10 protein-coding genes are annotated in these 11,761 nt (G+C 63.4%); 3 read left to right on the top strand and 7 right to left on the bottom strand.

Going from position 1 to position 11,761, the window contains the following annotated elements; translation table 11 throughout:
* Window positions 1-175: 175 nt before the first annotated feature.
* The 3 genes from AC1RRC_RS24540 to AC1RRC_RS24530 all read right to left on the bottom strand — a co-directional run bounded on the left by AC1RRC_RS24540 (window position 176) and on the right by AC1RRC_RS24530 (window position 3,644).
* Window positions 176-808 (bottom strand): hypothetical protein, encoded by a 633-nt coding sequence (locus AC1RRC_RS24540; RefSeq protein WP_493058168.1) that lies wholly within the window; start codon window positions 806-808, stop codon window positions 176-178.
* A gap of 132 nt (window positions 809-940) precedes the next feature.
* Window positions 941-3,007, bottom strand: coding sequence for a S9 family peptidase (locus tag AC1RRC_RS24535; protein WP_493058167.1), 2,067 nt, complete (start codon window positions 3,005-3,007; stop codon window positions 941-943).
* Window positions 3,008-3,233: 226 nt separating this feature from the next.
* Window positions 3,234-3,644, bottom strand: a complete 411-nt coding sequence (locus tag AC1RRC_RS24530) for a hypothetical protein (RefSeq protein ID WP_493058166.1) — start codon at window positions 3,642-3,644, stop codon at window positions 3,234-3,236.
* 198 nt (window positions 3,645-3,842) lie between these two features.
* Between AC1RRC_RS24530 and AC1RRC_RS24525 the strand changes: the two genes are divergently transcribed.
* Both AC1RRC_RS24525 and AC1RRC_RS24520 read left to right on the top strand, forming a co-directional pair.
* Window positions 3,843-4,295: a GNAT family N-acetyltransferase gene (locus AC1RRC_RS24525; RefSeq protein WP_493058165.1), complete on the top strand. Its 453-nt coding sequence runs from the start codon at window positions 3,843-3,845 to the stop codon at window positions 4,293-4,295.
* Window positions 4,292-4,651: a nucleotide pyrophosphohydrolase gene (locus AC1RRC_RS24520; RefSeq protein ID WP_493058164.1), complete on the top strand. Its 360-nt coding sequence runs from the start codon at window positions 4,292-4,294 to the stop codon at window positions 4,649-4,651. Before AC1RRC_RS24525 ends, AC1RRC_RS24520 begins: the two co-directional genes overlap by 4 nt.
* A gap of 33 nt (window positions 4,652-4,684) precedes the next feature.
* On the opposite strand, the gene AC1RRC_RS24515 is transcribed toward AC1RRC_RS24520, so the two are convergent.
* From AC1RRC_RS24515 to AC1RRC_RS24505, 3 genes are all read right to left on the bottom strand, one after another.
* Window positions 4,685-5,581 (bottom strand): alpha/beta hydrolase, encoded by an 897-nt coding sequence (locus AC1RRC_RS24515; RefSeq protein ID WP_493058163.1) that lies wholly within the window; start codon window positions 5,579-5,581, stop codon window positions 4,685-4,687.
* A gap of 49 nt (window positions 5,582-5,630) precedes the next feature.
* Window positions 5,631-7,454: a TnsB C-terminal domain-containing protein gene (locus AC1RRC_RS24510; protein ID WP_493058162.1), complete on the bottom strand. Its 1,824-nt coding sequence runs from the start codon at window positions 7,452-7,454 to the stop codon at window positions 5,631-5,633.
* A 233-nt stretch (window positions 7,455-7,687) separates the two neighbouring features.
* Window positions 7,688-8,530 (bottom strand): AraC family transcriptional regulator, encoded by an 843-nt coding sequence (locus AC1RRC_RS24505; RefSeq protein ID WP_493058161.1) that lies wholly within the window; start codon window positions 8,528-8,530, stop codon window positions 7,688-7,690.
* 80 nt (window positions 8,531-8,610) lie between these two features.
* Between AC1RRC_RS24505 and AC1RRC_RS24500 the strand changes: the two genes are divergently transcribed.
* A complete protein-coding gene (locus AC1RRC_RS24500; protein WP_493058160.1) occupies window positions 8,611-9,303 on the top strand; it encodes an aspartate/glutamate racemase family protein in 693 nt (230 codons plus the stop codon).
* Between the two features lie 126 nt (window positions 9,304-9,429).
* On the opposite strand, the gene AC1RRC_RS24495 is transcribed toward AC1RRC_RS24500, so the two are convergent.
* Complete coding sequence (locus AC1RRC_RS24495) at window positions 9,430-11,673, bottom strand: DEAD/DEAH box helicase (protein WP_493058159.1); 2,244 nt, start codon at window positions 11,671-11,673, stop codon at window positions 9,430-9,432.
* Window positions 11,674-11,761: the final 88 nt, after the last annotated feature.

Raw genomic sequence — 11,761 nt, 5'->3', positions numbered from 1 at the left:
GTTGATCGACCTCATAAGTTGTCCATACAATTCTCTCACATTTCCATGTGGAAACAATTATTTTTAAAGAGAATTTTTTGTGCGGGATGGCACAGGCAAGTCAGGGCAAACCAGTACTGCTTCCGCAGCCGGTGGCGCAAGAGGCGGCACTGCCTGTGCCGCCCGCGTTTTCCATTTAGCGTGCGGTCACTGGCGTGGTTTCCGCCACCGTGCCTTCAACGAACGGGTTGCCTGCCGCGACAGGCGTGACAGGCTTGGCCGATGCCTGCTGGCGTGGCGCCACCGGCGCCATATTGGCCGCCTGCGGCGTGGCAGCCGCCGGTGCGGCTTGTGGTGCGGCTTGTGGTGCGGCTTGTGGTGCGGTTTGCGGTGCGGCGGCGGCGGCCGGCACGGCCTGTGGCGCGGGCTGCACCGATTGCGCGGAATCGATCTGGCGCAGCATGATGGTGACATTGGTCGGGTAATTGAACCCGGCGCCGGTCTGTCGGTCCACCACATAGCCAATCACGCCGCCCACCAGGATATTGCCCCACGCGCCGATATTGGCTTTCGATACCACCGTGGCATTGCCAGCCATGCTTTCTTTCCTGCAATCGATGGCCAGGTCGCCCGTGCTCTTGTGCACCGTGACGCTGCCAGGCGACGACAGGGACCAGCTGCCCGCGTCATTCGACAGCGTGCAGCCGATGCCGGCCACTTCCTTGTTGTCGAATACCGTGACGACGGACAATGGCTGGATTTTCTCGCCCGTGATCGAGGCGCATCCCGTCAGCGCCAGCATGGCGGCCAGTGCGGCGTATTTGGTCATTGAAGAACTCCCCTGTCTGGTTATTTTTTTGCAGGCCGCAGCATACAGCATCGTTGCCCTATTAAAACTAACCAATATTCACTGGAAGTAAAACGCCCGCGGGGCAGCGGGCGTTCGGGGAGTGGCGAAGGCTTATTTCTTCAAGTGCTGGTCCAGCCAGCCCAGCACCGTGCGGTGCCACAGGATCGAGTTGGCTGGTTTCAAGACCCAGTGGTTTTCATCCGGGAACACCAGCAGCTTGCTGTCGATGCCCTGGCGCTGCAGCGCCGTGAAGGTCGACAAGGCTTGCGCGGTCGGGATGCGGAAGTCCAGGTCGCCCTGCACCACCAGCATCGGCGTCTTCCACTTGGCCACATGGTGGACCGGGTTGAACTTTTCGTGGCCTTCCGGATTCTTGAAGTACGAACCGCCATATTCCCACTCGGTGAACCAGATTTCCTCGGTCGAGTACGCCATGCCCCGGGTATCGAACACGCCGTCGTGGTTGACGATGCACTTGAAGCCGTCGGACCAGTTGCCTTCGATCCAGTTCATCATGTAGCCGCCGTACGATGCGCCCAGCGCGCAACTCTTTTCGCGGTCCAGCCACGGGTACTTCGCCGCTGCCGCCGCCAGGCCCAGTTTCAAGTCTTCCAGCGGCTTGCCGCCCCAGTCGTTACTGATGGAATCGGTGAAGGCCTGGCCATAGCCGGTTGAACCGTGGAAGTCGATGAACACGGTCGCATAGCCTGCGCCCGCATACACTTGCGGATTCCAGCGATAACTCCACGAATTGCCAAAGCTGCCCTGCGGGCCACCGTGCACCAGGAACGCCACCGGATACTTCTTGCCCGCTTCGGCATTCCATGGCTTCATCACGTGGCCATACACGGTGTCGCCATTGGCGCCCTTGAACGAGAATTGCTCGTACTCGCCGTAACGCACGTCCGCCAGTTTAACTTCATTGTTGGTGGTCAGCTTGTCCGCCTTCGCATTGGCCTGGCCCAGCTTCATCTTGTACAGCTGCGCGCCGGACGCCAGGTTCGCTTGCGCCATCACCAGCGTGTCGCGCGCCATCGTGAAGGCCGACACATAGCCGGGGCCGGACAGCGGCGTGGCCTTGCCGCTGGCCGCATCAATCGCGAACAGGCGGTGCTGCCCCACGTCGTCCGCCGTTGCCAGCAGCGACTTGCCATCCGGGGCCCAGTGGAATTCCGACACGGAACGGTCCCACGCATCGGTTAGCGCGCGCTTCTGGCCCGTCGCCACATCCATCAGCACCAGGTGGAAACGGTCCGCTTCAAAGGTCGGACGCTTCATCGCGGCATAGGCCAAGGTGCGGCCATCCGGCGAGAACTGGGCCTTGGTGTCCCATGCCGGATTATCGGCCGTCAGGTTGCGCGGCGCGGCGCCACCGGCGGCCGGCACCGTGTAGATGTCAAAGTTGGTGGACCAGGCTTCCGTCTTGCCGGCGATACGGGCATTGAACACGACCGTTTTGCCGTCCGGGCTGAACTGGTATTCCTCGTGGTCGCCAAACGGCTTCGACGGCACATCGCCATCGAGCGAGCCGGACAGGCTGACCGGATTGGACGCTTTGCCGTCGGCGCCGATGGCGGCGCTGTACAGTACGGCATTGCGGCCATCGTTCCACGTATCCCAATGGCGCACGAACAGGCGGTCATAGACTTTGCCGGTGGCCTTGTTTTTAGCCTGCTCATCCACGCGCTTTTTCGTGCATGCCAGGTCGGCGCAATCGCGGAACACCGCCAGGCTGAACGCCAGGCGGTCACCTGTCGGCGACAGGCGGAAATTGTCGACATCCAGCGGGAAGTCGGTCACCCGTACGGCTTCGCCGCCGCCCAGCGGCAAACGCCAGACCTGGTTGCTGCCGGAGCGGGTCGACAGGAAATAAATCGCATCGCCGTTCGGCGACCATTCAGGATCCATGCTGCTGGCGTCGGCCTGGGTCAGGCGCTGCGGCGCTGGTTTTGCCGCGCGCAAATCTATCATCCACAGTTGGGTATTGCCGCGGTTTTTCTCCAGGTTGGTGCTGCGCACCGTGTACACGACTTTGGAAGCATCAGGCGACAAGACTGGGCTGCCCACGCGCTCCATGGTGGCCAAGTCTTCAATGGTCAGACCGCGTGGCGCGGCCTGGGCGTGCTGTGCACCGGACGCAATTAATGCGGCCGCGACAACCAGCAGACGTAATTTCATTCGGGTATCTCCGAGTGGTATTTATAAAAAATGCCAGCTTTTGGCCGGCAGCCGAATATCATACCATCGGAACAAGATGAGATGCCCGGCCTGAAGACCCGGCACCCAAGAGAGAAAATACCAGAAGGCAAAAGAGAGCCGCCGGACCTTACGGGCCGGCGGCAAAGGGAGACTACGCGGGTGACGGACTCACCCGCGCGCTGCTACAAGTTATCGTACGTCCGCGTTACCGCAGCGCGATGCGTACGTATTCCATCGGCTGGCCTGCTACCGAAGGCGACCTGGCAATCAACATTTCGCCACCGACTTCGCCATCTGCCTTCCGTTCCAGCGTGATCTTCAGCGACATATCCTTGGCCACAAACTTGCCATAACCAGTGGCGGCCAGCTCATGCCGGTTGCCATCGTCCAGCTGCGCATACATGGTGGCTCCGCTGTTCATCAGCGACAGCACCTGGCCGTTCGACAAGTCATACGCGCCGCGATAGCTGTCGAAACCGGCAGAGGTTTTGCCAACGGTTCTTTCTGGCGCTGAGATGCTGTAGGCAGGAACCTTCACCGTCGGGGATGATGCGGACTGTGCCAGGACGACCGGGGCGGCAAAGGCCAGCAAAACAATCAGGCTGATTTTTTTCATGATGGCTGCTCCATAATTTGAACGGGTTTAACTACGTGGCAGCAGGGTCTTTTGTTATATTCAGGCCCTGCTTAAAATTCATCATAGACAGCTTTGCGGGGCTTGTAAGGGCTTGCACCATAGTATTTTTCTCGTCAAATCTAACGTGACATAGGCGGCATGCATCTTGATACAGAATGCTGCGCTACAATCGAAAATATGAATATTTCCTTTGAAACTCCGAACCAGCCAGACGTGGTGGCGCTGATTGCAGAACTGGATGCTTGCCTGTATGCGCTGTACCCTGCCGACAGCGTGTATGCCCTCGATATTGCGACCCTGGACCAGCCCAACATTTTGTTCGCTGTCGCGCGCGACGGCGCCGGCGCGGCGCTCGGTTGCGGCGCCATCGTGCTGACGCCGGAATACGGCGAAATCAAACGCATGTATGTGCGGCCGGCCGGACGTGGCCTGGGCTTGTCGCACCAGTTGCTGGACTTGCTGGAAGGCGAAGCCGTTAAACGCGGCTGTGCACGGTTCACGCTGGAAACCGGTCCGGCCTCGACGGAAGCGCTGGCGCTGTACACAAAGCGCGACTATTCGGTCTGCGGGCCTTACGGCGACTATCCCGATGATCCCTACAGCGTGTTCATGGCAAAGGCCGCGCCGTGACTGAACAGGACAGCCTGGCACATTTGCGCGACCTGACGCGCGCCTTTGCGCGCGAACGCGACTGGGAACAATTCCATACGCCCAAGAACCTGGCGATGGCGCTGACGGTGGAAACGGCGGAACTGGCCGAGCACTTCCAGTGGCTGCCGACCGGCGCCGCGCATGAGCTCGATGAAGCCAAACGCGAAGGCATTCGCCATGAACTGGCCGATGTGCTGCTGTACCTGGTGCAACTGGCCGACAAGACCGGGGTGGACTTGCATGCGGCCGCGCTGGAAAAAATCGCCCTCAATGCCGCCAAGTATCCGGCGGAACGGGTGCAGGGCGATTCGCGCAAATACGACCAGTACGATTAATACGATTAATATAATTAATACAATTAACGCCGGTTAATCCATTCGCAGCGCCTTGCGGATCTGCGGATAAATCAGCCGCCACGCAGGCGACGTGGCTGCCACTTCGTCGTAGTGGCTGGCGTTCGGCAGCACGATCACCTCGGCCGCGTCGCCTTGCGCCTGCGCCCGGCGCGCATAATCCTGCGCCACCCGCACCGGCGAAATGTCATCGAGCGCCCCTGTGATCAGGGTCGTGCGCACGCCGGACGGCAGCATTTCCGCCGGCGAGGTGTCGGCAAAGATGTCCGGCCGCGCCGCGCTCGCGGCGCCCGCCAGTTGCCACATATCGCGTTCGCAACTGGACTTGATCAGGCTTTCCTCGTGGCGTAAATCAGCCAGCCCGCCCAGGCTGATCACATGGGGAATCGCCAGCGGATCGGCGCGCCATGCCGGACTGGCCGGCGGCAAACGATGGCGCGATGCGGCCCATTGCGCCAGGTGGCCGCCGGCTGAATGGCCCATGGCCGCGACGCGGGCCATGTCAAGGTTGTGCGCGGCCGCTTCGGTTTTCAGCCGGTCCACCGCCGTGGCCACGTCCTGGTACATGCCGGGATAGCCGCCACCTTCTTCATCGACGCGGCGGTATTCGACATTCCACACCGCGATCCCTTGCCGGGCCAGCTCACCGGCCATGTTGCGCATCTGATTGATGCCGCCGAAATGCACGGTCCAGCAACCGCCGTGGATCAGCACCAGCACCGGGAACGGTCCCTGGCCGGCGGGTTTGAACAGTTCGACGAATTGCGACGGCGCCGCGCCATACGCGATGTGCGCGTCGGGCTGCGGGCCGCTCAAGGCCAGGTAATCCTGCAAGGTCATCGGTGCGGCGGTGGCGCCACCGCCGGCGCTGCCCGCCACGGCAGCGGCCATCAAGAGTTTTTTGAACTGCATGCGCGCGTCCTTTCAATCGGGGTAAGCGCGCAGCATACCGTTATCAAAACTATCGCGCCAGCGCCGCCACCATTTTCTCAAACGCCACGCTGTGCACCGGCTCCGCATACTGGCGCTGTTGCTGCGCCCGCAGCAAGGACAACTCCATCGATGACAGGCGGCGGTGTCCGCTGCTGCCGTCGGCCAGGTGGCAGGCGTGGAAGTGCATCGGTGCGCGCGGATCGAGCAGGTAGACCATGTCCAGGCTGGCGGGATCGTATGCGACCTTCACCGGCCACTGGCCATGCTTGGCGGCGCGGTCGAACCATTGTTCATCGAGGGCGCGCACGCATTCATAATGACTGCCCTGTACGCGGATACCCTGCGCCGTCACCATGGCTTCCGTCACGGGCAGCAGGCAGCAGCGCACCAGGTCTTCCGGGAACTGGCGCAACGCGGCGCCGCGCTGGACCGCGCCCCAGGCCCACAATTGCTGCGGCGTCGCGCCGCCTTGCGGGTTGCTGTGGTTATAGTGCAGCACACTGTCGATGACCAGGCGCGTGAATTGTTCCAGGTCCAGTACGCCATCCATGCGCGCGCAGCGCAGGGTTTCGCCATCGTCGCCGCTATCGCTTTCTGCGCGGGCCGCGCCATCGAGCAGGGGAATGCGACGCGCCAGTTCCGCCTGCAGGCCGGGTACATGGCTTTCGTGCGGCGGCGCCACCAGGCAACGCGTATGGAACTGGTTCAGCAAGACATCATGTTCCAGGTCGACGCCCGCCGCCAGTTCCGAGCCGGCAAACACCAGGCCCGGCACGTGCTGCGCGGGCCACGACGCGGCGCCGATATCGCGGCCGAAGCGCAGGCAATAGCGCTGCTTGTCGGCGGCGGCATTGGCCAGCGCCAGCAGCGCGTGCCGCCAGTTCGGGCGCTCCATGCCGACATAAATGCCGGCCACCATGCCGCTGAAGACATCGGTGGCGGTGTAGATCACCGGGCGGCCCAGCACCTGGCCACGGTCCGCGCGCGACACCAGGCGCACATCGGCCAGGGTCGCTTCCAGGCGAAATGCGGCGCCCGGCCTGCCGGGACGGCCCGGGTCCGTCGCGACGGGCAAGGGCGGCAATGACTGCGGCCTTGCCAGCAAACGGTCCTGGTCCAGCCAGTAGCTGAACTGGCCATAGGTGGGCAGCGCGCTTTCCTGCGCGCCGGGCTGCACGCGCATGGTGTCGGTTTCAATGGTGCGCTGATGGAAAAAGTCCCGCAGCATCTGGTCAAACACGGCGCGGCGCGCGAATGGCGCGGCGCTGTCCGGCACCCGCGTGGCGGCCACCCGGAAGATGCGGCGCATGGCGGCATCGGCATTCACACCGGGCGGCGCACCGGCCTTGCGCGGACGGCCACGCTGCACGCCCTCGGACACCGCGCGGATCTTGCCGCGCGCACCGGAATTGGCATAGTCGGGCAATAGCGCATCGGCGCTCAGCCCGCGCTGCCAATAGCGCCGCAGGTAGCGGTAGACCGTGGGATGCGATACCGCGTGCTGCGCCATGCACGCCATCACCAGTTGGCCACGCCGGCGCGGTTCATAAATCGCCGGTTCCATCGCCACCAGGTCGCGCACCACTTGCCACGCGCGGTCGCGGATTTGCAGGTGCTTGGGGGGACGGCGCGACGGTTGCTCCGGCAGCGGCCACGGATCGTCCGCCAGGCGGCGGGCACGGCCGGCAGCCAGGTCCGCTTCCAGCATGGCCACACGCGCCAGCTGCGCTTCGGCCGTTTTCGGCAATACGTTGAAAATATATGCAGCCGCACCGGCGTCATCGACCCACAGCACGCGGAAGACTTTGCGCTGTGGACCGGCATATTCAATCAGGTCGTTACGGGTAATCACTGGCGCCTCGCAAGACAGGAAAAATAAACCTGTCTATGCAATTTTTGGGCCAGCCTTGTTTTTACACCAAATCCCGCGCTCAAGACCCGATTTCGGGACTTTTCTGGTGCGATGCAACATTTTATTGCACCAATATGGTGCGACATTGCTCCTGACTCGACATTACAGGGCCTGGCCCCTTTTTATTCTTGGAATCCAGGCGCCTGGCGTCTTTTGGAAAATCAGAATGTTGCTCAGGGTGCAGCGTGGGTTGCGCGGGTACGGTATTGGGCAGGGCTGCGGGCCACTTCACGTTTCAGCAGCGCCCCCATGTGCGATTGCTGTGCGAAGCCGCAGGCGGCGGCAATCTCGGCCAGCGGGACATTGGTGCTGCGCAACATGCGGCGTGCGTGCTGCAGGCGGCGTTCCGTGATCCAGGCGTGCGGCGTCATGCCGGTGGCATGGGTAAAGCTGCGCAGGAAACGCAGCAAGGGCATCCCGGCCAGCGCGGCCAGCGCCTCCAGCGGCCACGGCGACGCCAGGTCCTGCTCGATGGCGTCCAGCACGCGCGCATGCACTGGCCGGTCGGCGTCATACGCGGCGGTACGCCCGGATGCGCCCTCGGTTGTCCCCTCGGTTGTCCCCTCGGTTGCCCCCTCGGTTGCCCCATCGAGCAACATTGCGCCATGCGCCAACAGCGCGGCCGCCAGCTGTGCCGCGTGCTGCACATCGGGCTGCGGCGACAGCAGCACGCGCCGCAAGCGCCGCGCCAGCGCCACGGCATTCTTTTGCCCTCGGAACAGGCGGCGCGGCGCACCGGAAACAACCGGCGCCACGGCCGCATCGACGGCCACCAGCAAGTATTCGCCGCCCCGCGCGGATTCGGAAAACATGGGCACACCGGGCGCCGCCAGCGCAAACTCCCCCGGCCACGCATCGAAGTCGCGGCGCATCTCCCCCGCCACCGCATGCACGCCCCGCTGCCGCTCCAGCGCCACCCCCATCACGCACGCGGGCGACGCGCCATCGGCTGAATAAGGCGCGGACGGCAACAGCGCTATGCGCGCCCATCCGGCGTCCAGTTCCACCATGCCCATCGCTGCGCCCTCCCTGAAATTTTTTGATAGACCGGGTTTGCCGGCCCGGCCTATTCTAGCCTCACCTCAAGGAGCGCAACATGAAAACCATCGGCCTGATCGGCGGCATGAGCTGGGAATCCACCGTGCCGTACTACCGCCACATCAATGAAACCATCCGCGCCCGGCTGGGCGGCCTGCATTCCGCGCGCGCCGTGCTGGTCAGCGTGGATTTCCACGAGATCGAACAATTACAGCGCGCCGGCGACTGGGACGCGGCAGGCCGGGTACTGGCCGAGGCGGCGCTGCGGCTGCGGGCGGCGGGCGCCGACTGCATCGTCCTGTGCACCAACACCATGCACAAGGTGGCGCCGGCCATCGAGGCGGCCTGCGCGCTGCCCCTGCTGCACATTGCCGATCCCACCGCGCACGCCATCCGCGCGGCGGGCTTGCAGACCATCGGCTTGCTGGGCACGCGGTTTACCATGGAACAGGATTTTTACCGTGAACGGCTGGAACAGCGCCACGGATTGACGGTGCTGGTGCCCGATGAGGACGAGCGCGCCATCGTTCACCGCATCATTTACGACGAATTGTGCGTGGGGATCGTGTCGGAGTCGTCGCGTGCGGAATACCGGCGCATCATCGGCCGGCTGGGGCAACGGGGCGCCCGGGGGGTGATCCTCGGGTGTACCGAGATTGGCTTGCTGGTGGAGGTGCGGGATACGGCGTTGCCGCTGTTTGATACGACGGTGCTGCATGCTTGCAGCGCCGCTGAATGGGCGCTGGACTGACAGCCACGCTGCCGGGGGGCTTGCATGGTGGCTTCCGCTTCGCGGAAACCACCCTACCGGATTACGCCGCACGGCAAACAACGCCGCCACAGCGTATGCAGGCCGTGGCGGTGCCTGGCTACAGGCTTAGCGGGCCTTGAAGCTCTTGCCGGCTTTGGCGCCGCCCTTGGCCGGCTTGACCGGTTCCTTCGGCGGCGTGTGCTTGCCCGACATCGGCGGCATGTTGTTCGCATGGCTGATGCGCAGTTGCTGGCCGCCCACCCACACTTTGCCCAGGTGCTGGAAGATATCGTCCGGCATGCCGTCCGGCAGTTCGATCATCGTGTGGTCATCGAACATTTCAATGCGGCCGATGTACTTCGCTTCCAGCCCCGCTTCGTTGGCGATCGCGCCGACGATGTTCGACGGCGTCGCATTGTGCTTCACCCCTACTTCGAGGCGGAACGCGGTCATCGGCAAGTTGACCTTGTGCTTGTCCTTCTTTTTCTTCTTGGCGGCAGCGTCATCATCGAAGGCCGGTTCATCGTCATCGGCGCGCTGGCTCAGTTCCGGTTCGGGCCGGGCCGCCTTCTTCGGTGCGCGTTCTTCCATCGCCTTCTTCGGCGCACGTTCTTCCGCCGCCTTGCGCGGGGCCGGGGCCGCGGCAACTGGGGGCGCCGGCACCGGGTCGCCATCGCGGCTGATGCGCATCGCCTGGCCCGCCACGCGGATGCTGCCCAGGTGTTCGATCAGGTCGGGCGGCAAATCATCCGGCATGTCGAGGACCGAGAAATCGTCATAGATTTCAATCCGGCCGATGTACTTCGACTCGACGCCACCCTCGTTGGCAATCGCGCCCACGATATTGCCCGGCTTGACGCCATGCTGGTAACCGACTTCGATACGGTAGGTTTGCATGCCCGGCTCGGACGTGCGCGGCAAACGCTCCTTCTTCGGACCACGCTCTGGACGGTCGGGACGATCGCCACGGTCACCACGATCGGCGCGTGCCGGACGCTCAGGACGTTCAGGACGCGGCTGCCCGTCTTCGTGCCAGCCGGTCTCGCGCTTTTTATCGAGCAGCAGCGGCTTGCCGCCGCGCGCCATCAGCGCCAGTGCGGCGGCGATTTCCAGCGCCGGCACATTGTGTTCGTTTTCGTATTCCTCGATCAGGCCCTGGTAGTGTTCCAGTCCGCCCTGTGCCAGGATGTCCGTGATCTCATCCTTGAACTTCGCGATCCGCACGTCATTGACGGCGTCCAGGGTCGGCAAATCCATGCGGCCGATTTCCTGGCGCGTGGCGCGCTCGATGGTTTTCAGCAGGTTGCGTTCGCGCGGCGTGATGAACAGGATCGCTTCGCCGCTGCGGCCGGCGCGGCCGGTGCGGCCGATGCGGTGGGTATAGCTTTCCGCGTCATACGGCACGTCGTAATTGACCACGTGGCTGATGCGCTCCACGTCCAGGCCGCGCGCCGCCACGTCAGTGGCCACCAGGATGTCGATCTTGCCATCCTTCAATTGGGCAATCGTGCGTTCACGCGCCGCCTGCTGCATGTCGCCATTGATGGCGGCGGCTGAAAAACCGCGCGCCTGCAGGCGTTCGGCCAGTTCTTCCGTGCCCAGCTTGGTGCGCGAGAAAATGATCATGCCGTCAAACGGCTCCGCTTCCAGGATGCGGGTCAGCGCGTCCAGCTTGTGCATGCCGGACACCAGCCAGTAGCGCTGGCGGATGTTTTCCGAGGTGGTGGTCTTGGCGGCCACCAGCACTTCATGCGGATTGTTCAGGTAGGTGGTGGCGATGCGCTTGATCGGCGCCGGCATGGTGGCCGAGAACAGCGCGGTCTGGCGCGATTCCGGCGTTTCCCGCAGGATGCGCTCGACATCGTCGATAAAGCCCATGCGCAGCATTTCATCGGCCTCATCGAGCACCAGGGTTTTCAACGCGGACAGGTCCAGCGAACCTTTGTCGAGGTGGTCGATCACGCGGCCCGGAGTGCCCACCACCACGTGCACGCCACGGCGCAACGCGGCCAGTTGCGGGCCATAGCTCTGGCCGCCGTAAATCGGCAGCACGTGGAATTTCGGGATGTGCGCGGCATAGCGCTGGAAGGCTTCGGCCACCTGGATCGCCAGCTCGCGCGTCGGCGCCAGCACCAGCGCCTGCGGCGTCATCTGCTTGAGGTCGATGCGCGACAGGATCGGCAGCGCGAACGCGGCGGTCTTGCCGGTGCCGGTCTGCGCCTGGCCCAGGACGTCGCGGTTATCAAGCAGATAAGGAATGGTGGCAGCCTGGATCGGCGAGGGGCTTTCATAGCCCACTTCTTTCAGCGATTTCAGGATGGGGGCCGACAAATTCAGGTCGGCAAAGAGAATTTCAGGTGTTCCAGACATGGCGTCACTCACAGTTAATGATCGAATCGCCCAATGCGAAACAAAGGTGCCAGTTTACCCTTTTACCGCCCCTTCCGTGCAAAAAGGG

This window comes from Pseudoduganella sp. GW821-FHT12E03, assembly GCF_058807115.1.
This window is presented reverse-complemented; position numbering and strand designations above follow the sequence as displayed.

Coding starts and splice junctions, on each gene's coding strand:
- AC1RRC_RS24540 (WP_493058168.1), bottom strand. CDS start 808: ATGACCAAATACGCCGCACTGGCCGCCATGCTGGCGCTGACGGGATGC.
- AC1RRC_RS24535 (WP_493058167.1), bottom strand. CDS start 3,007: ATGAAATTACGTCTGCTGGTTGTCGCGGCCGCATTAATTGCGTCCGGT.
- AC1RRC_RS24500 (WP_493058160.1), top strand. CDS start 8,611: ATGAAAACCATCGGCCTGATCGGCGGCATGAGCTGGGAATCCACCGTG.
- AC1RRC_RS24505 (WP_493058161.1), bottom strand. CDS start 8,530: ATGGGCATGGTGGAACTGGACGCCGGATGGGCGCGCATAGCGCTGTTG.
- AC1RRC_RS24530 (WP_493058166.1), bottom strand. CDS start 3,644: ATGAAAAAAATCAGCCTGATTGTTTTGCTGGCCTTTGCCGCCCCGGTC.
- AC1RRC_RS24515 (WP_493058163.1), bottom strand. CDS start 5,581: ATGCAGTTCAAAAAACTCTTGATGGCCGCTGCCGTGGCGGGCAGCGCC.
- AC1RRC_RS24495 (WP_493058159.1), bottom strand. CDS start 11,673: ATGTCTGGAACACCTGAAATTCTCTTTGCCGACCTGAATTTGTCGGCC.
- AC1RRC_RS24525 (WP_493058165.1), top strand. CDS start 3,843: ATGAATATTTCCTTTGAAACTCCGAACCAGCCAGACGTGGTGGCGCTG.